This is a genomic window from Variovorax sp. GW821-FHT09A10, assembly GCF_059418385.1.
Genome location: NZ_JBWKPT010000001.1, coordinates 847,748 through 869,327 on the forward strand (window position 1 = coordinate 847,748; position 21,580 = coordinate 869,327).

The 21,580-nt window shown below is 69.4% G+C and carries 22 protein-coding genes; 6 read left to right on the plus strand and 16 right to left on the minus strand.

Annotation, left to right across the window (positions count from 1 at the left end; all coding sequences use genetic code 11):
• The 16 genes from cheD to fliE all read right to left on the minus strand — a co-directional run bounded on the left by cheD (nt 1) and on the right by fliE (nt 14,535).
• Nucleotides 1–594: a chemoreceptor glutamine deamidase CheD gene (cheD, locus tag AC07Q9_RS04010; protein WP_062469392.1), complete on the minus strand. Its 594-nt coding sequence runs from the start codon at nt 592–594 to the stop codon at nt 1–3.
• Complete coding sequence (locus AC07Q9_RS04015; protein ID WP_495307520.1) at nt 591–1,451, minus strand: CheR family methyltransferase; 861 nt, start codon at nt 1,449–1,451, stop codon at nt 591–593. The genes cheD and AC07Q9_RS04015 overlap by 4 nt, the downstream gene beginning before the upstream one ends.
• A 58-nt stretch (nt 1,452–1,509) precedes the next feature.
• Entirely contained in the window at nt 1,510–2,796 is a 1,287-nt protein-coding gene (locus tag AC07Q9_RS04020; protein WP_495307522.1) for an EAL and HDOD domain-containing protein, read from the minus strand.
• 22 nt (nt 2,797–2,818) lie between these two features.
• A complete protein-coding gene (cheA, locus tag AC07Q9_RS04025) occupies nt 2,819–4,831 on the minus strand; it encodes a chemotaxis protein CheA (RefSeq protein ID WP_495307524.1) in 2,013 nt (670 codons plus the stop codon).
• Nucleotides 4,832–4,883: 52 nt separating this feature from the next.
• Nucleotides 4,884–5,792, minus strand: coding sequence for a flagellar motor protein MotB (motB, locus tag AC07Q9_RS04030; protein ID WP_495307526.1), 909 nt, complete (start codon nt 5,790–5,792; stop codon nt 4,884–4,886).
• Between the two features lie 13 nt (nt 5,793–5,805).
• Complete coding sequence (gene motA, locus AC07Q9_RS04035) at nt 5,806–6,666, minus strand: flagellar motor stator protein MotA (RefSeq protein WP_070061563.1); 861 nt, start codon at nt 6,664–6,666, stop codon at nt 5,806–5,808.
• Between the two features lie 62 nt (nt 6,667–6,728).
• Nucleotides 6,729–7,319 (minus strand): flagellar transcriptional regulator FlhC, encoded by a 591-nt coding sequence (flhC, locus tag AC07Q9_RS04040; RefSeq protein WP_070061562.1) that lies wholly within the window; start codon nt 7,317–7,319, stop codon nt 6,729–6,731.
• Nucleotides 7,316–7,678, minus strand: coding sequence for a flagellar transcriptional regulator FlhD (gene flhD / locus AC07Q9_RS04045; protein WP_370869944.1), 363 nt, complete (start codon nt 7,676–7,678; stop codon nt 7,316–7,318). Before flhD ends, flhC begins: the two co-directional genes overlap by 4 nt.
• A gap of 350 nt (nt 7,679–8,028) precedes the next feature.
• Nucleotides 8,029–8,313, minus strand: a complete 285-nt coding sequence (locus AC07Q9_RS04050; protein ID WP_492685892.1) for an EscU/YscU/HrcU family type III secretion system export apparatus switch protein — start codon at nt 8,311–8,313, stop codon at nt 8,029–8,031.
• On the minus strand, nt 8,310–9,533 hold the full coding sequence (gene fliK / locus AC07Q9_RS04055) for a flagellar hook-length control protein FliK (RefSeq protein ID WP_495308217.1): 1,224 nt from the start codon (nt 9,531–9,533) through the stop codon (nt 8,310–8,312). Before fliK ends, AC07Q9_RS04050 begins: the two co-directional genes overlap by 4 nt.
• A 31-nt stretch (nt 9,534–9,564) precedes the next feature.
• Nucleotides 9,565–9,930, minus strand: coding sequence for a flagellar protein FliT (locus AC07Q9_RS04060; RefSeq protein WP_223301366.1), 366 nt, complete (start codon nt 9,928–9,930; stop codon nt 9,565–9,567).
• Nucleotides 9,930–10,349 (minus strand): flagellar export chaperone FliS, encoded by a 420-nt coding sequence (gene fliS, locus AC07Q9_RS04065; RefSeq protein WP_495307528.1) that lies wholly within the window; start codon nt 10,347–10,349, stop codon nt 9,930–9,932. Before fliS ends, AC07Q9_RS04060 begins: the two co-directional genes overlap by 1 nt.
• A 14-nt stretch (nt 10,350–10,363) precedes the next feature.
• Nucleotides 10,364–11,812 (minus strand): flagellar filament capping protein FliD, encoded by a 1,449-nt coding sequence (gene fliD / locus AC07Q9_RS04070; RefSeq protein ID WP_495307529.1) that lies wholly within the window; start codon nt 11,810–11,812, stop codon nt 10,364–10,366.
• Nucleotides 11,813–11,866: 54 nt separating this feature from the next.
• Entirely contained in the window at nt 11,867–12,232 is a 366-nt protein-coding gene (locus AC07Q9_RS04075) for a flagellar protein FlaG (RefSeq protein WP_495307531.1), read from the minus strand.
• 163 nt (nt 12,233–12,395) lie between these two features.
• The gene (locus AC07Q9_RS04080; RefSeq protein ID WP_495307533.1) at nt 12,396–14,051 is read right to left on the minus strand and encodes a FliC/FljB family flagellin; all 1,656 of its coding nucleotides are present in this window, start codon (nt 14,049–14,051) and stop codon (nt 12,396–12,398) included.
• A gap of 166 nt (nt 14,052–14,217) precedes the next feature.
• Nucleotides 14,218–14,535 carry a flagellar hook-basal body complex protein FliE gene (fliE, locus tag AC07Q9_RS04085; RefSeq protein WP_495307535.1) on the minus strand — a complete coding sequence of 106 codons (318 nt, stop codon included), beginning with the start codon at nt 14,533–14,535 and terminating at the stop codon, nt 14,218–14,220.
• Nucleotides 14,536–14,815: 280 nt separating this feature from the next.
• Here fliE and fliF point away from each other — a divergent pair, with 280 nt between their 5' ends.
• From fliF to AC07Q9_RS04115, 6 genes are read left to right on the plus strand one after another with little or no spacing between them, the layout of a single operon-like run.
• Nucleotides 14,816–16,513: a flagellar basal-body MS-ring/collar protein FliF gene (fliF, locus tag AC07Q9_RS04090; RefSeq protein WP_495307536.1), complete on the plus strand. Its 1,698-nt coding sequence runs from the start codon at nt 14,816–14,818 to the stop codon at nt 16,511–16,513.
• On the plus strand, nt 16,506–17,507 hold the full coding sequence (gene fliG / locus AC07Q9_RS04095) for a flagellar motor switch protein FliG (protein ID WP_062469343.1): 1,002 nt from the start codon (nt 16,506–16,508) through the stop codon (nt 17,505–17,507). The genes fliF and fliG overlap by 8 nt, the downstream gene beginning before the upstream one ends.
• A complete protein-coding gene (fliH, locus tag AC07Q9_RS04100; RefSeq protein WP_495307538.1) occupies nt 17,494–18,258 on the plus strand; it encodes a flagellar assembly protein FliH in 765 nt (254 codons plus the stop codon). The genes fliG and fliH overlap by 14 nt, the downstream gene beginning before the upstream one ends.
• Nucleotides 18,259–18,262: 4 nt before the next feature.
• Entirely contained in the window at nt 18,263–19,690 is a 1,428-nt protein-coding gene (fliI, locus tag AC07Q9_RS04105) for a flagellar protein export ATPase FliI (protein WP_495307540.1), read from the plus strand.
• Nucleotides 19,687–20,145: a flagellar export protein FliJ gene (gene fliJ / locus AC07Q9_RS04110; RefSeq protein WP_062469337.1), complete on the plus strand. Its 459-nt coding sequence runs from the start codon at nt 19,687–19,689 to the stop codon at nt 20,143–20,145. The genes fliI and fliJ overlap by 4 nt, the downstream gene beginning before the upstream one ends.
• A gap of 19 nt (nt 20,146–20,164) precedes the next feature.
• The gene (locus AC07Q9_RS04115) at nt 20,165–21,502 is read left to right on the plus strand and encodes a flagellar hook-length control protein FliK (RefSeq protein ID WP_495307541.1); all 1,338 of its coding nucleotides are present in this window, start codon (nt 20,165–20,167) and stop codon (nt 21,500–21,502) included.
• The last annotated feature ends 78 nt before the right edge of the window (nt 21,503–21,580 follow it).

Consider the following 21,580-nt stretch of genomic DNA (forward strand, 5'->3'; position numbering starts at 1 on the left):
TCACCGGCTTCCTTTGGTTCTGTCGATCTCGTGCGGCGCGGCGGGCACCGACAGCCGGCGCAGCAGCTCGCCTTCGTCGCGGCGCACCCGCAGCACCTCGGTCTGTGCGCGCAGGCGGCGCACCACGGCCTTGCCGCTCTCGGGCAGGAAGCACACGCGGCGCGCATGCGGTCCGCGCAGGTCCTGCGCCGCCACTTCGATGCGTTCCGCCTCCAGGTAGCGCAGCACGAAGTCGGCATTGCGGTCGCCGATGTTGAGCGTGGTCATGCCGGCCAGCACAGCGCCGCCGCCGAACACCTTGGCCTGCAGCCGCTCGCGCCGCGCGCCCGCGCGCACCAGCTCGCGCACCAGCACGTCCATGGCGAAGGCGCCGTAGCGCATCGAGCCGCCACCGGGCTCGCCGTCGTCGGGCAGCATGAAGTGGTTCATGCCGGCCACGCCCGCCTGCGCGTCGTGCAGGCAGGCGGCCACGCAGGAGCCGAGCACGGTGCTCAGCACGGTGTGGTCGGTGGTCACGTAGTACTCGGAGGGCAACAGCTTGACGGCCATGCGCCCGACATCGCGGTCGAAGTAGTGGTGGCTCGCCAGGCTCATTTGAGGCCCGGCGTGCGCGACAGCTCGTACACCGTCTGCCCCAGCGGGCGGAAGGCCGGGTTGACGAGCGAGGCGTTCTCGGAATGCCCGGCGAACAGCAGGCCGCCCGGCTTGAGCAGCGGCGCGAAGCGGTCGAGCACCTTCTTCTGCGTCGGCTTGTCGAAATAGATCATCACGTTGCGGCAGAAGATCGCGTCCACCGGCTCCTTCACCGACCAGGCGCTGTCCAGCAGGTTGACGCGCGAGAACTTCACCAGCGTGGCCACCTCGGGGCGCACGCGCACCTTGCCGGCGTTGGTGCCGGTGCCCTTGTTGAAGAAGCGACGCAGCCGCTCGGGCGACAGGCGCCGCACCTGCTCGGTGGTGAAGACGCCGGTGGCGGCCTTGGCCAGCACCGCGGTGTCGATGTCGCTGGCGATGACGCGGGCCGAGCCCGCGCGCTCGCCCAGCGCTTCCATCAGCGTGATGGCGATCGAGTACGGCTCCTCGCCCGTCGAGGCGGCGGCGCACCAGACGGTGACCGGGCCCGGCCGCTTGCGCACATGGTCGGCCAGCGTGGGAAAGTGGTGCGCCTCGCGAAAGAACGAGGTCAGGTTGGTGGTGAGCGCGTTGATGAACAGCTGCCACTCGTCGCCGTCGTGGCGCGCCTCGAGCTGGTCCAGGTACGGCGCGAACGCCGGCAGCTGCAGTTCGCGCAGGCGCCGCGACAGCCGGCTGTACACCATCTGCCGCTTCTGCTCGCCCAGGGCGATGCCGGCGCGGCGATGGATGAGGGTCCGGATTCTGGAAAAGTCGTGGTCGGTAAAGAGGAACTCGGTCGTCACAGCCAGCCTGGAAGCGTGACTTTCAATGGTCACGGAAACCGCCGTTTCCAATCGGCCGATCAGACGCGCAAAAGCCTTGCATTTCCGGGGGTCAGGCAGGCGGCGCGGTCACGGCCGGGCCGGCGTCGAGCGCCCACACCAGCGCCGACAGCTGCGCGGCATTGACCTGCGCGGCGCTCAGGAAGAGCGCCTCCGACAGGCGCGCGGCGCGGCCGTCGTCGGTCTCGCAGCTTTCGGCCAGCGCCACGAAGGGGCCGTAGACGCCGCTGCGCGACAGAATCGCCTGCTGCACGGCTTCGGTGAGCTGCACCTTGCGCAGCACGCCTTCCATCGGCACGCCCAGCAGCTGGTCGAGCAGCGAGAACATGCCGGCGACGAACAGGTTGTCGGCCTCGCCGGGCGGCAGCATGCCCTGCCCCATCAGCTCGACGAAGCGGCCGCGCAGGATGGCCTTCTTCATCATGAAGGGCGAGCTGACCTTGTTGCTGGTGGCCAGCAGCAGTGACAGCCAGCGGTACAGCGGCGAGTAGCCGAGCATGGCGACCGCATGGCGCAGCGAGTGGATCTCGACCGCCAGCCCGACGGAGGGCGAGTTGATGTAGCGCAGCAGCCGGTAGGTGAGCGCCGCGTCGTGCTTGAGCGCGCCCTCGATGGCGCGCACGTCCTCGTTGCGCAGGATCATCTGCATCAGGTGCACGATGAGCTGCGACTCGGGCTGCAGCGCGTCGGCGCTGTCGCGCGCCGGCGGCAGCCGCACGGCGCCGTCGACGAACACCTGCACGCCGCGCGCGGCGCAGGCCTCGAACTCGGCCCAGTTCGCCACGCGCGCGGCAATGGGCGCCGGGCCGGCGGGCGACACGTCCGCCAGCAGGGAGGGCAGCACCTCGCGGTGCGTGACGATGGCGTGCAGCTCGTCGTCGTCCGGCAGCGCGACGCCGCCGCACAGCATGAAGCCGAAGCCCTGCTCGCGCAGGAACAGCAGGATGGAGCGCATGTCGGCGTCCATCAGATCGTCGGCCTTCATGCACAGCACGACGTTGCGCGGCGGCAGCGACTGCAGCTCGCTCTGGAACAGCGCATCGACCGTGACGTCGACGAACACCATCTGCCCGCCCAGCAGCCAGCCGTGGCCGCCCGGGTTCAGGTGCAGGCCCAGCGTGTCCATGAGCGCCTTGACGCCGGCGGCGGCACCCGCGTCGGTGCCCTGCCCCGCCGCGCGCCAGGCCATGCGGTAGCCGACCACGCGGCGCTTGCCGTCCAGCAGCATGGCGTAGGCCACGTGGCCGTCGGCGCCCACGGCAGGCGTGATGGCGGGCGTTGCGTCGGCTGGCGCGCCGTTGCCGTCGACGCCGGGGCGCCGGAAGAAATCGAACCTCATGCGGCCGTCCCTCGCGTCGGGATCAGGAAGCCAGCGCGTCGGTGCGGCGCGCGGCGCCCGCCAGGGCCGCCGCGCTGGCGGCCTGCGCGCGCTGGATGCGCGGCATCGCGCCCACGTCGACGATGAAGGCCACGCTGCCGTCGCCCACGATGGTGGCGGCCGAGATGCCCGGCACCTTGCGGTAGTTGGTCTCCAGGTTCTTCACCACCACCTGGTGCTGGCCGAGCAGTTCGTCGACCAGCAGCGCGAAGCGGCTGTCGTCGGCCTGCACGATCACCAGGATGCCCTGCGTGGGCTGCGTCTGCGCGCCGGCCACGTCGAACACGCGGTGCAGCTCGATGAGCGGCAGGTACTCGCCGCGCACGCGGATCACGTGGCCGTCGGCGGTGATGGAATGCAGGTGCTCGGGCAGCGGCTGGAGCGACTCGATCACGTAGCTCAGCGGCAGGATGTAGGCCTCGCTGCCCACGCGCACCGACATGCCGTTGAGGATGGCCAGCGTGAGCGGCAGCACGATGCGCGTGGACGTGCCCTGCCCGCCGCGCGAATGAATCTCCACATGGCCGCCCATCTCCTGGATGTTGCGCTTGACCACGTCCATGCCCACGCCGCGCCCCGAGATGTCGGTGACCTGCTCGGCGGTGGAGAAGCCGGGCGCGAAGATCAGCTGCCACACCTCTTCGTCGGGCATGGCGTCGTTCACCGGCAGGCCCTGCTGGCGCGCCTTGTCGAGGATGCGCTCGCGGTTCAGGCCCGCGCCGTCGTCGCTCACCTCGATCACGATGTTGCCGCCGTGGTGCTGTGCCGACAGCAGCAGCTGGCCGGTGGCGTCCTTGCCCTTGGCCAGGCGCACCTCGGGGGCCTCGATGCCGTGGTCCAGGCTGTTGCGCACCAGGTGCGTGAGCGGATCGACGATGCGTTCGATGAGCCCCTTGTCGAGCTCGGTCTCCTTGCCGTAGGTGTCCAGGCGCACCTGCTTGCCGAGCTTGGCGCTCACGTCGCGGATCACGCGCGGGAAGCGGCTGAACACGTAGTCCATCGGCATCATGCGGATGGACATCACCGATTCCTGCAGGTCGCGCGCGTTGCGCTCCAGGTGGCCCAGGCCGCTCAGGAAGCGCTCGTAGGCCACGGGGTCGAGCACGGTCGCGGCCTGCGTGAGCATCGACTGCGTGATGACGAGCTCGCCCACGAGGTTGATGAGCTGGTCGACCTTCTCGACGTCGACGCGGATGGAGCTGGATTCCTTGGCGCTGGCGGGCACGGGCGCGGCGGCGGCCGGTGCTGGTGCGGCGGGTGGCTGCACGACCGGCGCTTCAACTGCGACCACGGGTTCGGCAACGTCGGCCACCTCGCGCGTGATGTCGATCTGCGACTCGTCGATGACGAAGCAGCACACGGCCACGATGTCGTCGGGGTCGCAGGTGGTGGCCAGCCGCACGGTCAGCTGGTCGTTGCTGCGCGTGCGCGTCAGCACGGTGCCCAGGTTGGTCAGCTCGCCGGCGAGCAGCTCGCATTCGCTGTCGGACAGGCGCGCGAAGCGCACGACCAGCACGCCGTCGCTGCTGCCGCCTTCCTCGGACGGCGCAGCGGCTTGCACGACAGGCGCCGGTGCGGGCGCGGGTGCCGGCACCGGTGCGGTGGCGGCATTGTTCTCCATCGCCAGCTGCTGCAGCACGCCGCAGATGTGGGCGACCCTCTCGGCGTCCGGCTCCTTGCCGGCCTGGTAGGCGGTGAGTTGTTCTTGCAAGGCGTCCTTCGTTTCCAGAAAGGCATCGATCATCGGAGCGCTCAGGTGCAGCTGCCCGTGGCGGGCCCTGTCCAGCAGCGTTTCGAGCACGTGCGTGGTGTGGGTCAAGGCGGTGAAACCGAACGTGGCCGCGCCGCCCTTGATGGAGTGCGCCGCGCGGAAGATGGCGTTGAGCTGCTCGCCGTCGGGCGCCTCGACGTCGAGGTCGAGCAACAGCTGCTCCATCTCCGCCAGCAGCTCGATGGCTTCGACGAAGAAGGCCTGGGTGAATTGACTGAGGTCCATCTGTGGTGCTCCGGGGCCCGCGCGCTTGCGCGAAGCCACTTCCTTGTTCTTGTTATCCCGCCGTGTGTCCTGCCGCCGTGCGCGCCTGCGCGGCCGGTGGCGGCAGGCCGATGCGCGTGGCGCCGGCGTCGTTGCTGTTCTCGCGCTCGATGCGCTCTTGCGTGCGGTGGTTCAGCAAGATGATGCTGATGCGGCGGTTGATGGGGTTGCGCGGGTCGGCGCGGTCCAGGTGCATGCTGTCGGCCAGGCCGATCACGCGCAGCACCTTGTCCTCGGTCATGCCGCCCGTGACCAGCTCGCGGCGCGAGGCGTTGGCGCGGTCGGCCGAGAGCTCCCAGTTGCCGTACGAACGGTCGTTGGTGTAGACGATGGCGTCGGTGTGGCCCGACAGCGTGAGCTTGTTGGGCAGGCCGTTGAGCACGGGCGCCAGCTCGCGAAGGATGGCGCGCATGTGCGGCACCACGCGGGCGCTGGCCAGCTCGAACATCGGGCGGTTCTCGCTGTCCACGATCTGCAGGCGCAGGCCTTCGGTGGTGATGTCGATGAGAATCTGCGAGCGGAACTGCTGGAACACCGGGCTCTTCTCGATCAGCTCGTCGAGCTTCTTCTTCATCTCGGCCAGGCGGCTGGCGTCGGCCGCGTCTTCGCTGTCGGCCTCGGTGTGGCGCACCTCGCCCTCGGCGTGCATCACGTCGGTGCCGCCGCCGGGGATCATGCTGGTGCTCATGCTGCTCTTGTCGCCGCCCGCCAGCGCCACGCGCAGCGGCATGCGGAAGTGCTCGGCAATGCCTTCGCGCTGCTTGGGGCTGGAGATCGACAGCAGCCACATCACGAGGAAGAAGGCCATCATGGCCGTCATGAAGTCGGCGTAGGCGATCTTCCAGCCGCCGCCCGCATGGCCGCCGCCGTGCCCGCCGCCGTGGGCGCGCTTGATGATGATGCGGGGCTTCGCGTCGCTCATGGCCGTCGGGGAATCAGCGTGCCTTGACTTCGCGCACGTGGTCGTCCAGCTCGGTGAACGAGGGGCGCTCGGTCGAGAACAGCACCTTGCGGCCGAACTCCACGGCCAGCTGCGGCGCGTAGCCGTTCAGGCTGGCCAGCAGCGTGACCTTGGCGCACTGGTAGATCTTCATGCCCTCTTCGACCTTCTGCTCGATCAGCGAGGCCAGCGGCGACACGAAGCCATACGCCAGCAGCACGCCCAGGAAGGTGCCCACCATGGCGTGCGCGATGAGCGCGCCCATCTCCGACGGCGGCAGGTGGGCCGAGCCCAGCGCATGCACCACGCCCATCACGGCCGCGACGATGCCCAGCGCGGGCAGCGCGTCGCCCACGCGCGAGAGGCTGTGGCCGGGCACAGCGGCCTCGTGGCGGATGGTGTCGATCTCGTGGTCCATGAGGGCCTCGATCTCGTGCGCGTCGGTGTTGCCGCTGATGACCAGGCGCAGGTAGTCGCACAGGAACACGGTGATGCCCTCGTGCGCCAGGATGGTCGGGTAGCGGCCGAAGATCTCGCTCTGCTCCGGCGCCTCGACGTCGGACTCGAGCTTCATCATGCCCTCCTTGCGGGCCTTGGCGAGCAGCTCGTACAGCAGCGCCAGCAGGTCCATGTAGAGCTGGCGGTTGTGCTTGGAAGAACGCAGCAGGAGCGGCAACTCCCGGATGGTCGCCTTGATGGTCTTGCCGTTGTTGCCCGCGATGAACGCGCCGAGCGCGGAGCCGCCGATCATGAGCAACTCCACGGGCTGGAACAGCACGCCGAAATGCCCGCCCATGAGGCCGTAGCCGCCGAAGACGGCGCCGATCACCACCAGATATCCCACCAGTACCAGCACGCGCTTCCCCTATGCCCTGAGGCGTCCAAAACAAAAAACCCGCGCCGGGCGCCGGGGCACTTTCACGAGACGGCGCCGCCGATGTCGAGCACCGGGCCGCCGGCAATGAGGCCGCCGCGGCGCACCGGTTCGAGCTTGGGCTTGCGCGCCTTGCCCGCGCGCGAAGGCGGGCGGCACAGCACGCACACGTAGCCGTGCTTGTGGTCGTGGGCGTGCGCCACGAAGTGGCCGCCGCAGCGGCTGCACGGGCTCAGCTGCAGCATGTCGCTGTCGAAGAAACGCACCATGGTCTCGGCGCGCGTGAAGTCGAGCACGACCTCGCTGCCCTGCGATTCGACCTGCTCGGCGTACAGGCGGTAGGCCTTGATGAGCGCGGGCAGCTCGCCCTCGCCGGCCTCGTCGCGCATGAAGCGGTAGATGTTGTAGAACATCGACGAGTGGATGTTGGCCAGCCAGGTCATGTACCAGTCGGTGGAGAACGGCAGCAGGCCCTTGGGCGGCGAGACGCCCTTGAGTTCCTTGTACAGGCGGATCAGGCGCTCGCGGCTGAGCGCGACCACGGCCTCCAGGAACTGCAGGCGCGCACCCAGGCCGATGAGCTCGACCGCGAGCTGCACCTGCCGCACCTCGCCCAGGATGCTCTTGGCAGTCATGCGCTGGCCGAACCGGCTTTGCGCATCTGCGGCTGGGCCTGGGCCTGGCGCGCGCTCATCAGGATCGACATGTGGGCCTGCTGCAGCGCGGGCTCCTTGCCCTCGCCGACCACCGCGAACATCGGCCGGTCGTCCAGGCGGAAGCTGCACAGCAGGAAGTTGGACGCGGCCAGCTTCACGATCTGGCTGAGCGACATGTTCATGAGCAGATCGGCCAGCTCGCGCCCCACGCCGAGACGGAACATGGCTTCCGCCCGGTCCCGCTTCACGAGCTTCTGCGCGAGCAGCATGTAGGCCAGATTGATCTCGCCGATTTCCTTCGAAATCACGCCGCCCGCGTTGACATTGCAATTTTCCACGTCTACTTCCATTTCCGATTCCATGTCGACTCCGCACGTCCATCCAACATGTATACATTATATACACACTTATTTACACTTCGAAGACAAAGTAGACCAAAAAGTAATAGGGTCTTGACGTGGCTGCCAACGGTGAACTTCGAAACTCCCTCTGGAGAAGCGGTTTCAGCCCCGACGCAGGCGCGCGTTCATGGAGCGCAAGCAATTGTTACGAGCGTGCGTATTCCGGCAATTGGCAATCCGTTCGCCAATTGAATTTATAAAGACTATCGAACACCGCCGGACGTTAATCGGCGGCTTTATTCAGGGTCTTTCAATAGGTCAATGACTTTCCATAGAACAACCGCCGATCAAGGCGCCGCAGCCTCGGCGCCGCCTTCCAGCCGGTGAATCCAGGCCATCACTTCCGCGACCGCCTGGTACAGCTGCGGCGGGATCTGGCGGTCGAGGTCGATCTGCATCAGCAGCTTCACGAGGTCGGCCGACGCATGCACGTAAAGCCCGTGCGCGCGCGCCTCGCGCAGGATCGATTCGGCGACCACGCCATAGCCCTTGGCGACGACGACGGGGGCCTTGCGCGTGTCCGCGTGCGAGAGCACGACGGCGCTGTGGCGGTTGCGAAGCTCGTCGGTCATGTCGCCGCCTTCTCCGTGACCTGCAGCTGCTGCAGCTGAAGCCCTACGGCCTCGAAGCGTTGCGCGAGCCGGCCGGCGTCGCCGCGCAGGCGGACCACGGTGGCGTGCTCGCGCGCCTGCAGCTGCGCCTGCACGGTCGGGCCGCTGAGGCTCAGGCGCAGGTCGACTTCGCCCAGGCGCGGCAGCACGAGCGACACGGTGGTCGACCAGCGGCGTGCGCCTTCGTCTTCGATGGGTTCGCCTTCGCGTGCGCTTGGGTTGGCGGGCTCTTCCTCGATGGTCCACGCCATCGGCACCTCGGGCCAGGCGTGGCCGCTCCAGCGGAAGGCGGCGCTGGCCAGCAGGTCGAGCTGCAGGTGCACGACGGTGACGGCTTGCGGGTGGATCACTTCGGCGCTGCGCGGAGTAGGTGTGCTGGCGACGTCGGATGCCGCGCGTGCGTGTTCTGCGATGCGGGGCGCGGGCATTTCCGGCGCGGCATCGGAGAGGCCGTAGGCCGCCTGCACGCGCGCCGCATCCGGTGCGGGCGCGGCGGTGGTCTCGCTGCGTGCGACCCCGCGCGCAGCTTGTGCGATGTCGGCTTCCGGCGCATCGACCCGCGGGGCCTGCGCCTGTGCATTCGGCGCGGGCGGCGTCGCAACGTCAGTCACCGCCAACGCCGTCGCCGCAGCCACCACGCCCTGCCCTGTTGCTGCAGTCGTCATCGCCACCATCACCGGACTCGCCCAGCGCGCCTGCGGCTCCCGCGCCATCTGCGCGAGCGTGCGCGTGCCGGCCGCGAATTCGGCGAGGTGCGATTCGTAGAAGAGCCCGCTGTCCGCCACCGTCTGCGCCAGCGTGCCCGCGAGTGCCACGGTGTTCGTGCCCTGGCGCGCGACGGGCAGCAGCAGCGGCGCCTCGCCCCGCACCGGCCCCGGCGCGGCCTGCAGGTCGGCCAGCACCGCGCCGATCACGCGCGCGGCCAGCGACAGGCGGGTGTCGATGGAAGGCGGCGCGCCGCTGGCAGGAGGCGCAGCCCCATCGCCACCGGACGCGCCCGAGGGCACCAGCCGGTCCAGCGCCGCGCGCGACGGCAGGCGCACGTCGTTCGCGGTCTTCGGCACGGCCACCGCCGCACCGGGCGCGCCCACCGTGGTCTCGGGCCGCAGGCCGAGCAGGTCGAGCGGCGGCGTCAGGCGCGCGGCCCTCAGTGCATCGATCAGTCCGGTGAGTCCCAGCATGGCCACGGTGGTGTCGTCCTGTCGGTTCGCGTCAGTGCGCGAGGCCGTAGGCCTTGCCCAGGTTCTTCTGGTGGTTGAGCGAATCCATGCGGCGGATCAGGTCGTCGAGTTGCGGCTTGATGAGCCCCGACAGCTCGGCCTGCTCGGTGCAGATGCGCTCGAGCAGGCGCAGCACCAGGTCGCGCTGCGCGGGCTCCAGCGACGCCAGCGGCTGGATCGCCTTCAGGCGCTCGACCGACGCCGAGCACCGGGCCTCCAGCTCGGGCAGCTGCCCCCATTCCTTGGCACGGGCCAGCGCCAGCATCGTCGAGATGCACGCGGCCAGCTGCTCGTAGCAATGAACGATCTCGCTGCGCACGGCCATCTGTTCCTGCCCCCAGGTCACGCTCTGCATCATCAGTTGGAAGGCCTGTCGTCGATCTCGCGCCAGGCGGACGCCAGGTGGTCGAGCAGGCGGTCGGCCTCGTCCAGCGCCTGCACGTCGTTGCGCAGGTTGGCCAGCAGCAGGCGCTGCACCACGTAGTCGTACAGCGACGAGAGGTTGCCGACGATCTCGCCGCCGGCCTCGCCGGCCGCCTCGGCGTCGAGGCTGGCCTTCAGGCCGTTGTCGACGATGTTGATCGCCTTCGAAATCGCCTGCCCCTTGGCGCCGATGTCGCCGGCCGTCATGTGCAGGCGCGCCGCGCCGATGGCGGTCTTCGCGCCGTCGAACAGCATGTGGATGAGCTGCAGCGGCGACGCGCTCATGGCGCGCGTCTCCACGCCGACGCGCGCGTAGACGCCGGCACCGGTGCGGGAGTGGTGAGAGCTGTACATGTCGCGTCCTGTCCTCAGCCCTTGTTGGCGTTCATCGCGTCGAACTGCTGCGCGAGGTATTTCAGCGTGCCGTTCATCTTGTTCATCGCCACGTCCAGCTGCACGAACTGCTTGCGATAGCGCTCCACCGTCGCGTCGGCGCGCTCCTTCATCGCGGTGTACTGCGTGTCGAGCTGCTTGAGCGAGCTCGTCACGCCGTCGGTGGCGACCTTGAGCGCGCCCTTGGTGCCGGTGAGGTCGTCGACCAGCGCCGTCAGCTGCTTGCCGTAGCCGGCGGTGCTGCCGGTGCCGCTGGAGAACAGCTTCGCCACGCCCTCCAGGTTGGTGTCGATGGCCTTGTCGAGCTTGTCGTTGTCGATCGCCAGCGTGCCGTCCTTCTGGAACGAGATGCCGATGGCCGTGAGCACCTTCAGGTCGTTCGGGCCGCCCACCTGCGGTGCGACCAGCGCCTGGCGGATGCGCGTCTGCAGGTTGCGCAAGGTCGAGTCGCCCACCAGCGGCGCGGCGGCCTTGGCGTCGGTGTCGAAGGCCGTGAGCGACTTCGCGGTGCTCTGCAGCGCGTTGTAGGCCTTCACGAAATCGGTGATGGCCGTCTTCACCGACGTCGTGTTGGCCTTCATCACCAGGCTGAGCTTGCCGGTCTGCACCAGCGTGAGCGTGGTGCCCTGGATGGCGTCGGTGACCGAGTTGCTCGTGCTGGTGACGGCGATGTTGTTGACGGTGAGCTTGGCGTCCTGCGCCGCCACGGTCTGCTTCAGGTTCTGCGTGCCGGCGGGGTCGTTGCCCAGCAGGTTCTGCAGCGCGGCGTCGCCGTCGACCGAGATGCGCATGGCCGAGGCCTCGCCGGTCTGCGTGGAGGTGAGCACCAGCCGGTTGGGCGTGCCGCTGCCGTCGTTCACGATGGTGGCCGACACGCCCGCGTTGGCCGCGTTGATCGCATCGCGGATGCCGCCCAGCGTGTTGTTGGTCGCATCGATGGTGATCGGCTTGGCCGTGCGCGTGGCGTCCTTGTCGAAGGTGGCGCCGGTGTACTGGCCGGTCGCCGGGTCCAGCGTGCCGCCGGACACCTTGCCGAAGTCGATGGTGATCTTTCCGCTGCCGATCGCGGCGGTGGTGCTGGCCTGGCCCTTCGCGATGACCGACTGCGCCTGCGCGAGCTGCGAGATGTCGATGGCATAGGTGCCGACCGAGCGCGGGTCTGTGCCGCTCGCCGCCATGATGCCGCTCACGCTCGGCGTGCCGGTGATGGCCTGGAACAGCGCCGGGTCGCCCAGCTTCTTGGCGGCCGCCTGGATGCCGGTGAGCGCGCTTTGCAGCGTGCCGTAGGCCGAGAGCTTGCTGTTGTAGCTGGTCTGCTTGGCCTTCAGGGCCACCAGCGGCTGGTTCTCCGCGGTCTGCAGCTGGGTGAGCAATGCGCCCAGGTCAAGGTTGGCGCCAACGCCGATGCTGCTGATCGATGCCATGTCGGGGGTGTCCTGAAATGCGAATGAAATGAAGAGGTCTGGAGCGGGTCGCGATCAGGCTTGCTGGCTCACCAGAAGCCCGGCCTGCCGGTCCATGACCTTGGCGATGCGAACGACCTCTTCGGTCGGAATCTGGCGGATGACTTCGCCGTTGCTGCGGTCGACCACCTTGACGATGAGCTTGTCGGTGTCGCGGTCGCCCTCGAACTGCAGGCTGATCGAGCGGCTCTCGAGCGAGGCGTTGACGGACTTCACCGCCATCTCGATCTGCACCGGCGTCGCCTCTTCGACCTCGGCCTCGGCCTTGCGCAGTGCGGTGGCCTCGGCGGCGGCCGCAGCGGCGCCACCGGTGCGGCCGGCGAGCAGTTGCTGCAGCCAGGGGCTTTCCACGGCGGAGGCGGCGGGTACGGGCTGGGACATGGTCTGCGTTCTTCTTCTGGAGTTCGTTGTCCTGTGCGGCCTCGCCACAAGCGTGGCCGCACAGGACAACGCAGGCGGCTTCGGGTCGCCCCGAAGGCCTGCGAGCAAAAAAGCAAGACACCGGACGCCGCCCTCGTGAGGGGCGCCCGGCGGCCTCAGCGAATCAACGCAGCAGCGACAGCACGCCTTGCGTGGTCTGGTTCGCCTGGGCCAGCACCGAGGTACCGGCTTGCTGCAGGATCTGCGCGCGCGTCATGTTCGACACTTCCACGGCGTAGTCCGAGTCTTCGATGCGCGAACGCGACGACGACAGGTTGGTGATGGTGGTGCCGAGGTTGGCGATCACCGAGTCGAAACGGTTCTGCACCGCGCCCAGCGAGGAGCGCAGCTTGTCGACCTTCGACAGGGCGGCGTCCAGGGCCTTGAGCGGATCGACCGTTGCGGTGGTGTTGCTGACCGTCTTGGTGGTCAGGGCGCCGGTCTTCGTGGCGTCTGCGTAGACGGTGTTGGCCTTGCTGTCGGTCACCACGCCGTTTTCGTGCATCGTGATCGTTTCCGACGTCGCAGCGGTCAATGCGCCGCTGATGTCGACGAATTGCGCGGCAGGCGCGGTCTTGCTCTTCACGTCGCCCGTGGTGATATCCACGGTGTAGGCGTCGGTGGTTCCGGCGCCGTCGATGTCGATCTCGTTGGCGCTTGCAAACGTGTTCACCAGTGCCTTGACCGTCGCAGCAGCCACGGGCTCGTTCTTGACGTTCATCGTGCCGGCGGCGGCCGTGGCGGTGAACACCGTGCCGGTGCCGTTGATCTTGATCGTGTCGCCAGCAGTGCCCATCTTGCCGGTCAGCGACGTGACGGTCGCAGCAACGGCCGTACCGCCGTTGTTGGTGGCCGTCAGGTTGCCGGTCGTGTCGACGAAGAGCGCGGAGCCGTCGGCCGCGGTGATGCCGCCGGAGCTGTCGATCTTGACGTCCGTGGCCTTGCCGCTGAGGGTGACGGTGGCAGACAGGCTCTGGCCTGCCGGCGCCTTCAGCGAGTCCGTCAGCGCGGTGCCGGTGCGGCCCGTTTCAGCCAGCGTGTAGCTCTTGGACGAAGCGCTGTACGTGTAGGTGGCGTTCGCGCCGATCTTGACCGTGCCGCCGTCTTGCATCTTGCCGAGCACGTCGTTGGCCGTGGCAGCCACGGTGTTCTTCGTGTAGGCGGTGTTGCCGTTGGTGGTGAGGCCCTTGGCCCAGCCGGCGACCAGCAGGTCGGCTTCGGTGGCGGCCTTGTTGGTGGCGCCCTTGCCGTTCACGTTGAAGTTGTCCAGACCCAGGGTCTTGGCGCTGATTTCCTGCAGGTCGATGTCGATGGTTTCACCGTCGTTCGCGCCGACTTGCACGGTCAGCTTGCCAGCGTTGGCCGACAGGACCTTCACGCCGTTGAACTGGGTCTGTTCCGACACGCGGTTGATTTCGTCCAGGCGCTGGCCGATTTCCGACTGGATCGAGTCCAGGTCGGTGGCCGAGTTGGTGCCGGTGGCGGCTTGCACCGACAGGTCGCGGATGCGCTGCAGGTTGTTGTTGACTTCGGTCAGCGCGCCTTCGGTGGTCTGGGAGATCGAGATGCCGTCGTTGGCATTGCGCGCGGCTTGCGTCAGGCCCTTGATGTTGGCGGTGAAGCGGTTGGCGATGGCCTGGCCGGCGGCGTCGTCCTTGGCGCTGTTGATGCGCATGCCGGACGACAGGCGCTCGATGGCCGTGTTCAGGGCCGATTGCGACTTGTTGAGGTTGTTCTGCGTGAGAAGAGAAAGGCTGTTCGTATTGATGACTTGCGCCATGTTCGACTCCTGATTGACAAAAGGTTGTGGACTCCGGCCATCGGCCGTAACGCTGGACCCGCTTCCACGGTGAGACTCAAGCCATCGTTGAAGGGGATATCGGCGGGTGTCCGCAAACCTTTAGGGCCGCAACGAAAAAAGTTCTACGTTGCCGCCCCCTGCCTCGTCATGCCTGCATGCTCATGATTTCCTGGTAGGCCGTCACCAGCCGGTTGCGCACCTGCAGCCCGGCCTGGAACGCCACGTTGGCCTTCTGCAGGTCGACCATCACGTCGTTGAGCGCCACGCCGGGCTTGCCCAGCTCGAAGGATTCGGCCTGCGCATAGGCCTGCTGCTGCGCGCCGCTGATGTTGGCGAGCGAGCGCTGCAGCTCGGCCGCGAAGCCGCCCGCGCCGGCCGGCGCAGTCGTCGCGGGCCCCATGCCGCTGGCGAGCGCGGTGGCGCGCATCTGCTGCAGGACGGATTCGATGGCATTGATGGACATGGGGAAAAGTTCACTTCCAGCTGACTTGACACGGAGCGCGCGAGCGCTCCGACCGGCAGGCAGCGTATCAAGGGAAGACCCCCATTCAAACGCGCAACTGAGGGCAAAACCCCCGGCTGTTCGACCGATCGAATTCCCCATCGCCTGCTGACAATCGTTCGCGAAACCACAGGCCGCGCACGACGTCGCCGGCCACCGGCATGACATCCCAACACCGAATTCCCTCTCTCACACCGGCGCCGGCCCTGCGCGGCGCAACGGCCCAGGCGAAGGCGCGCCGATGAGCACGGCCGCGCCCACGGGCGGCCTGGCGGCGGGCGCCAACGGCCTGCCCCCGATGCTGGAGCGCATGCGCGCGCAGCCCCGGCTGCCGCTGATCATTGGCGCCGCGGCGCTGGTGACGGTGGCGGCCGCTTTCTTCCTGTGGAGCCGCGGCCCCGACTACAAGGTGCTCTACACCAACGTGTCGGACCGCGACGGCGGCGCGATCATCGCGTCGCTGCAGCAGATGAACGTGCCCTACAAGTTCGCCGAGGGCGGCGGCGCGATCCTGATCGCGGGCGACAAGGTGGCGGAGACGCGGCTGAAGCTCGCGGCCCAGGGCCTGCCCAAGGCCGGCGGCGTGGGCTTCGAACTGATGGACAACCAGAAGTTCGGCACCAGCCAGTTCGCCGAGCAGGTCAACTACCAGCGCGGGCTCGAAGGCGAGCTGGCGCGCTCCATCGAATCGATCGGCAGCATCGAGGCCGCGCGCGTGCACCTGGCGCTGCCCAAGCCGTCGCTCTTCGTGCGCGACCAGAAGAAGCCCTCGGCCTCGGTGGTGCTCACGCTGATGCGCGGGCGCAGCATCGACGAAGGCCAGGTGAGCGCCATCGTGCACATGGTGTCCGCCAGCGTGCCCGACCTGGACGCCAAGAGCGTCACGGTGGTCGACCAGCGCGGCAACCTGCTGTCGTCGGCGCGCGGCACCAGCCAGGGGCTGGACGTGAGCCAGCTCAAGTACGCGCAGGAGATCGAGCAGGGCTACGTGCGCCGCATCGAAGCCATTCTTCAGCCGCTGGTGGGCGCGAGCAACGTGCGCGCGCAGGTCGCGGCCGAGATCGACTTCTCGGTGGTGGAACACACCGACGAGAAGTACAGGCCCAACCAGGACCCGGCGCAGGCCGCGATCCGCAGCCAGCAGTCCAGTGAATCGGCGCAGCACAACGGCGCGCCGCCCGGTGGCGTGCCGGGTGCGCTGTCGAACCAGCCGCCGGTGAATCCGACGGCGCCGATCACCGCGCCCAAGCCGCCGAACGCGCCCAACGCACCGGGCACGGCGAACGCGCCCGCTGCACCGGCCGGCCCGAGCAACACGCGCAAGGACGTCACGACCAACTACGAACTCGACCGGACCATCCGCCACGTGCAGCAGGCCGCCGGCGGCGTGAAGCGCCTGTCGGTCGCCGTGGTGGTGAACCACCGCGACACGGTCGATGCCGCGGGCAAGACCAGCGCCCGCGCGCTCGCTCCGGCCGAGCTGGAGCAGATCCGCAACCTCGCCAAGGAAGCGATGGGCTTCAGCCAGGAGCGCGGCGACTCGCTCAACGTGGTCAACAGCGCCTTCGCCCGCGATGGCGACAGCGAGGCCGGCCCCACGCCCGACGTGCCGTTCTGGCGCGACCGCGACAACCTCGCGTTCGGCAAGACGCTGGTCCCCTACCTGCTCATCGGCCTGCTCGCGCTGTTCGCCTGGTTCGCCGTGGGGCGCCCGCTGATGCGCCGGCACCTGGCTGCGCTGCCACCCGCACCACCCGCACCACCTGCGACGCCCGTGGCCGCTGACACCGTCGCGCCTTCCGCCGAACCCGAAGAAACACTGCAGCAGCGCGAGTCCACACGCCAGAAGGCCGACATGGACTACGCCCAGCAGACCGCCGACAAGGACCCCAAGCTCGTGGCCGCCCTGATCCAGCACTGGATGCACTCCGATGACTAGCAGTGAAGCAGGCACCCGCAAGAGCGCCATCCTGCTCATGGCGCTGGGCGAAGACCGCGCCGCCGCCGCGCTGCACCTGCTGCCCACCTCCGAGGTGCAGGCGCTGGGCCTGGCCATGTCCAAGCTGAGCGCGGTCTCGCGCGACGAGCTGGCCTCGGTGCTGGCCGAGTTCCGCCAGGAGACCGAGCAACTGTCGGCGCTGCACCTGGGCTCCACCAGCTACATCCGCGCCGTGCTCAAGAAGGCGCTGGGCGACGATCGCGCGAGCAACCTGCTCGAGGACATCCTGCAGCCCGACGAGCCGCACGGCGGCATCGAGCGCCTGAACGAACTCGAGGCCGGCGAGGTGGCCGAACTCATCCGCGACGAGCACCCGCAGATCCTTGCGACGCTGCTGGTGCACCTGGACCGCATGAAGGCCTCGGAGGTGCTCGAGAAGCTGCCCGCGCGCCTGCGCCACGACGTGATCATGCGCGTGGCCACCTTCGGCGGCGTGCAGCCGTCGGCGCTGAACGAGCTGACCGAGGTGCTGACCGAAATGCTCGCGGGCCAGGGCCTGCGCCGCAGCCGCCTGGGCGGCGTGCGCACCGCGGCCGAGATCGTCAACCTGATGAGCACCACGGTGGAAGAAGAAGCCATCGCCCATGTGCGCGAACAGGACGAGGCGCTGGCCCAGCGCATCGTCGACGAGATGTTCGTGTTCGAGAACCTGCTGGGCCTGGAAGACCGCAGCATCCAGCGCCTGCTCAAGGACATCGAGAGCGACTCGCTCATCATCGCGCTCAAGGGCGCGCCGCTGGAGCTGCGCGACAAGTTCCTCAGCAACATGTCGCAGCGCGCGGCCGAGACGCTGCGCGAGGACATGGAGCTGCGCGGTCCCGTGCGCGTGTCGCAGGTCGAGACCGAACAGAAGGCCATCCTGCAGGTCGCCCGCCGTCTGGCGGACGCCGGCGAGATCGTGATCGCAGCGCCTGGCACCGATGACTTCGTCTGACCCCGGCGCCTTCGGAGGATCGCGCGAGCGCCTCGCCGCCATCCACGCGGCCGCGCGCCAGGCCGGCGCCGGCACGCCCGCGCTGTCGGCGTGGGAGCGCTGGGAGATGGGCACGCTCGATGGCAAGGCGCCGTCGGGCACGGCGCTTTCGCGTCACACGGCGCAGCGCCCTTCTCCACCGCCTGCGCCTCCCGCGCCCAAGGTCGACCTCGCCGAGCTGGCCCGCATCCGCAAGGAAGCACGCGCTGCAGGCGAAGCCGAGGGCCGCGCCGCCGGGCTGGCCGAAGGCCGCCAGGTCGGCCACACCGAAGGCCTGGCCACCGGCCTCGCCGCCGCCAGCGCGCATGCCGAACGCCTGCGCGCGCTGGCCCGTTCGCTGCCCGAGGCACTGCGCGGCGCCGAAGTCGAGCTGGCAGAGACCGTGCTCGCGCTCGCGCTCGACGTGGCGCGCCAGGTGGTGCACCGCACCTACCAGGCCGAGCCCGAATGGGTGCTGCCGCTGGTGCGCGACCTGCTGCACGCCGAACCCGCGCTGCGCGGCGAACCGCGCCTGCTGCTGCACCCCGACGACCTGGCGCTGGTGAAGAACAGCCTGGGCAGCGAGATCGAGGCGGCCGGCTGGCAGCTGCGCGCCGACGACAGCCTGGCGCGCGGCGGCTGCCGCGTGCAGTCGGCCACGGGCGAGCTGGACGCCAGCCTGGCCACGCGCTGGGAGCGCGTGGGTGCGGCGCTGCGTGGCGACGCCCCCTGATTCAATGCAGACCGCGCCTACGAACCCTCATCTGAACAGCGTGCGCGCCGTGCTGGAACAGGCGCGCGCCGACGTCGCCCGCAGCACGACCACCACCGCCTCGGGCCGCCTCACGCGCGCCGTCGGCCTCGTGCTCGAGGCCGTGGGCCTGCAGCTGCCCGTGGGCAGCGACTGCCTCATCGAACTGCCGCCCGGCCATCCGCAGCGCCATGCCGAGGCCGAAGTGGTGGGCTTCGCGGGCGACCGCCTCTTCCTCATGTCGCAGACCGAGGTGGCGGGCCTGCTGCCCGGCGCGCGCGTGTTTGCGCGGCCCGGCCTGCGCGAGCCCGGCGCGACCGGCGACGCCCACACCAAGCGCCTGCCCGTCGGCGAAGGCATGCTCGGCCGCGTGGTCGATGCGGCCGGCCGGCCGCTCGACGGGCTGGGCCCGCTCGACGTGGCGCGCCAGGTGCCGCTGGCGGCGCCGCCGATCAACCCGCTGTCGCGCGCGGCCATCGACTCGGTGCTCGACGTGGGCGTGCGCGCCATCAACGCCATGCTCACCGTCGGCCGCGGCCAGCGCATGGGCCTGTTTGCCGGCTCGGGCGTGGGCAAGAGCGTGCTGCTGGGCATGATGGCCCGCTACACCAGCGCCGAAGTGATCGTGGTCGGCCTCATCGGCGAGCGCGGGCGCGAGGTGAAGGACTTCATCGAGAACACGCTGGGCGAGGAAGGCCTGGCCCGCGCCGTGGTGGTGGCCGCGCCGGCCGACAACTCGCCGCTGCTGCGTCTGCAAGGCGCGGCCTACGCCACCTGCCTGGCCGAGTACTTTCGCGACCAGGGCAAGGACGTGCTGCTCATCATGGATTCGCTCACGCGCTATGCGATGGCGCAGCGCGAGATCGCGCTGGCCGTGGGCGAGCCGCCCGCCACCAAGGGCTACCCGCCCTCGGTGTTCGCGCGGCTGCCGGCCTTGGTGGAACGCGCCGGCAACGGCGCGCGCGATGCGCAGGGGCGCGGCGGCTCGATCACCGCCTTCTACACCGTGCTCTCGGAAGGCGACGACCAGCAGGACCCGATCGCCGATTCGGCGCGCGCGATCCTGGACGGCCACGTCGTGCTCTCGCGCACGCTGGCCGAAGCGGGGCACTACCCGGCCATCGACATCGAGGCCTCGATCAGCCGCACGATGACGTCGCTGATTGCGCCCGCGCAGTTCGACACCGTGCGCCGCTTCAAGCAGATGCTGTCGCGCTACCAGCGCAACCGCGACCTGATCAGCGTCGGCGCCTACGCGCCGGGGCACGACCTGCAACTGGACCAGGCGATCGCGATGTACCCGCGCATCGAGGCCTTTTTGCAGCAGTCGATGCACGAGCGCACCGGCTACGAGGAGGCCATCGCCCACATGGACAGCCTGTTCACGAACACACCTTCACCAGGACGCCCATGAGCAGCAGCAAGCTCCCCCTCGGCATGCTCATCGACCTGGCGCAGAGCCAGACCGACGACGCCGCGCGCCGCCTGGGCGCCTTGCAGAGCGCGCACCTGAGCGCGCAGCAGAAGCTCGAGCTGCTGCTGCAGTACCGCCAGGACTACCACGCGCAGCTCGACACACTGATGCGCGGCGGCCTGCCGTCGTCGCAGTGGCGCAACTACCGCAACTTCCTCGGCACGCTCGACCACGCGATCGCGCAGCAACGCGCCATCGCCGAGCGGGCCGGGCACCAGCTCGACCGGGGCCGCACCGACTGGCAGCGCGAGAAGCGCCGCCTCAGCTCCTTCGACACGCTGGCCGATCGCGTGCGCGCGCAGGAGCTGATGGCGCAGGCCAAGCGCGAACAGCGCGACAGCGACGAACGCGCCGCCCGCCAGTTCTTCGACCGCGCCTCGCACCCCACCCATTGAATCTCCTCCAGGAACCGACATGCCTCCCATGATCCCGCCGTCCGTCACGCCTGCCGCCACTTCGCCGGTCGCGCAGGGCGGCGCACGTGGCCGCAGCAACGCCGACGAGGCGCAGGGCCGCGCGTTCGGTGCCGCGCTCGAACGTTCGCGCGCGAGCCAGGCCGAGAAGGCATCGGATGCCGACAGCGTGGTGGCGGACGCCAAGCCGCTGCGCAAGACAGACCTTGCGGAAGAGGTACGGGATGCGCAGCCTGCGGAGCCGGACCTCGCCTTTCTCGCAGCCGCCGTCACGCCGCAACAGGCGTTGGTGCTTGCGGGAGGTGCGACCACACAGGGCAGCGGTGCGCCAGAAACCTCGCTGGCGCCGGTCACGCCTGACGCGCAAGCCGGTCTGCCTGCAGGCACGGTCCGCGTGAGCAGCGAAGCCGCCGCCACGCCCGCGCCCGCCATCGCCACCGAAGACGCTTCCGCTCCCACTGCAACCGCCGCCGCACAAGACGCGACGCCTGAAACCGACAACGCCGCGCCGCCCTCGCTGTACGAGATCGTGCGCGCCGCCGTGGCCGCGCAGCCGATGGCTGTCGATGGCAAGAAGCCGGCTGCTGCACCTGCAGGCCCACCCGTCGGCACCGCCGCACCGGGCCGCGCGGGCGCACCGCGCACCGTGAGCGCCACCACCACCGAACAGCTCGCAGCCGCGGCGCAAGCCCAGCCTGCCGGCGACGCGAAGCCCGCGACAGCGGACACGGCCCCCGTCACCGCGGTGTCGGCCGGCACCTCGGGCGACGACGCGGCGGCGCCGTCCACCGCGCCGTTCGCGCTGCAACAGCCCACCGCCACGGCCACCGAGCGCGCGTCCGAAAGCCCCGCCGCACGCCCCGCCATGCACACGCTCGCCCCCGAAGTCGGCAGCGAGAAATGGGCGCCCGCACTCGGCCAACAGCTCGCGCGCATGAGCCTGACCGGCACGCACACGGCCGAGCTGAACCTCAACCCCGCCGGCCTCGGCCCGCTGAAGGTCACGCTGTCGGTCGGCGAGCACCAGGCGCAGGCCGCGTTCGTGTCGGCGCACGAGAGCGTGCGCAAGGCCGTCGAGGCTGCGCTGCCACAGCTGCGCACCAGCCTGTCGGAGCAGGGCATCACGCTGGGCCAGACCTCGGTGGGCGCGGACACGCGCGCGCCGTTCGGCCAGGACGCCGCGTTCGCGCAGCAACAGCAGCAGCAACACAACCAGCGACAGGGCGCATGGCGACCGCAGGGCACTTCCGCTGCCACCGACATCGCCCGCACGGCAACGGCAGCACCCCGCCCCGTTGCCTCCCCACGCACGGGCCCCGGCGTCGACACCTTCGCCTGAAACCGCCCCACCCGCCTCCCGCAATGAACGGATGTAAAGCGCCTTTGTGCGCTTGTTCGGCCGTTCGCCGGCGGGCGA

Excerpts from the sequence above, each read along its gene's own strand:
- cheD (WP_062469392.1), bottom strand. The coding sequence starts at position 594 with ATGAGCCTGGCGAGCCACCACTACTTCGACCGCGATGTCGGGCGCATG.
- AC07Q9_RS04020 (WP_495307522.1), bottom strand. The coding sequence starts at position 2,796 with ATGAGGTTCGATTTCTTCCGGCGCCCCGGCGTCGACGGCAACGGCGCG.
- cheA (WP_495307524.1), bottom strand. The coding sequence starts at position 4,831 with ATGGACCTCAGTCAATTCACCCAGGCCTTCTTCGTCGAAGCCATCGAG.
- motB (WP_495307526.1), bottom strand. The coding sequence starts at position 5,792 with ATGAGCGACGCGAAGCCCCGCATCATCATCAAGCGCGCCCACGGCGGC.
- flhC (WP_070061562.1), bottom strand. The coding sequence starts at position 7,319 with ATGACTGCCAAGAGCATCCTGGGCGAGGTGCGGCAGGTGCAGCTCGCG.
- AC07Q9_RS04050 (WP_492685892.1), bottom strand. The coding sequence starts at position 8,313 with ATGACCGACGAGCTTCGCAACCGCCACAGCGCCGTCGTGCTCTCGCAC.
- fliK (WP_495308217.1), bottom strand. The coding sequence starts at position 9,533 with ATGCTGGGACTCACCGGACTGATCGATGCACTGAGGGCCGCGCGCCTG.
- AC07Q9_RS04060 (WP_223301366.1), bottom strand. The coding sequence starts at position 9,930 with ATGATGCAGAGCGTGACCTGGGGGCAGGAACAGATGGCCGTGCGCAGC.
- fliS (WP_495307528.1), bottom strand. The coding sequence starts at position 10,349 with ATGTACAGCTCTCACCACTCCCGCACCGGTGCCGGCGTCTACGCGCGC.
- fliD (WP_495307529.1), bottom strand. The coding sequence starts at position 11,812 with ATGGCATCGATCAGCAGCATCGGCGTTGGCGCCAACCTTGACCTGGGC.
- AC07Q9_RS04075 (WP_495307531.1), bottom strand. The coding sequence starts at position 12,232 with ATGTCCCAGCCCGTACCCGCCGCCTCCGCCGTGGAAAGCCCCTGGCTG.
- AC07Q9_RS04080 (WP_495307533.1), bottom strand. The coding sequence starts at position 14,051 with ATGGCGCAAGTCATCAATACGAACAGCCTTTCTCTTCTCACGCAGAAC.
- fliE (WP_495307535.1), bottom strand. The coding sequence starts at position 14,535 with ATGTCCATCAATGCCATCGAATCCGTCCTGCAGCAGATGCGCGCCACC.
- fliF (WP_495307536.1), top strand. The coding sequence starts at position 14,816 with ATGAGCACGGCCGCGCCCACGGGCGGCCTGGCGGCGGGCGCCAACGGC.
- fliG (WP_062469343.1), top strand. The coding sequence starts at position 16,506 with ATGACTAGCAGTGAAGCAGGCACCCGCAAGAGCGCCATCCTGCTCATG.
- fliH (WP_495307538.1), top strand. The coding sequence starts at position 17,494 with ATGACTTCGTCTGACCCCGGCGCCTTCGGAGGATCGCGCGAGCGCCTC.
- fliI (WP_495307540.1), top strand. The coding sequence starts at position 18,263 with ATGCAGACCGCGCCTACGAACCCTCATCTGAACAGCGTGCGCGCCGTG.
- fliJ (WP_062469337.1), top strand. The coding sequence starts at position 19,687 with ATGAGCAGCAGCAAGCTCCCCCTCGGCATGCTCATCGACCTGGCGCAG.
- AC07Q9_RS04115 (WP_495307541.1), top strand. The coding sequence starts at position 20,165 with ATGCCTCCCATGATCCCGCCGTCCGTCACGCCTGCCGCCACTTCGCCG.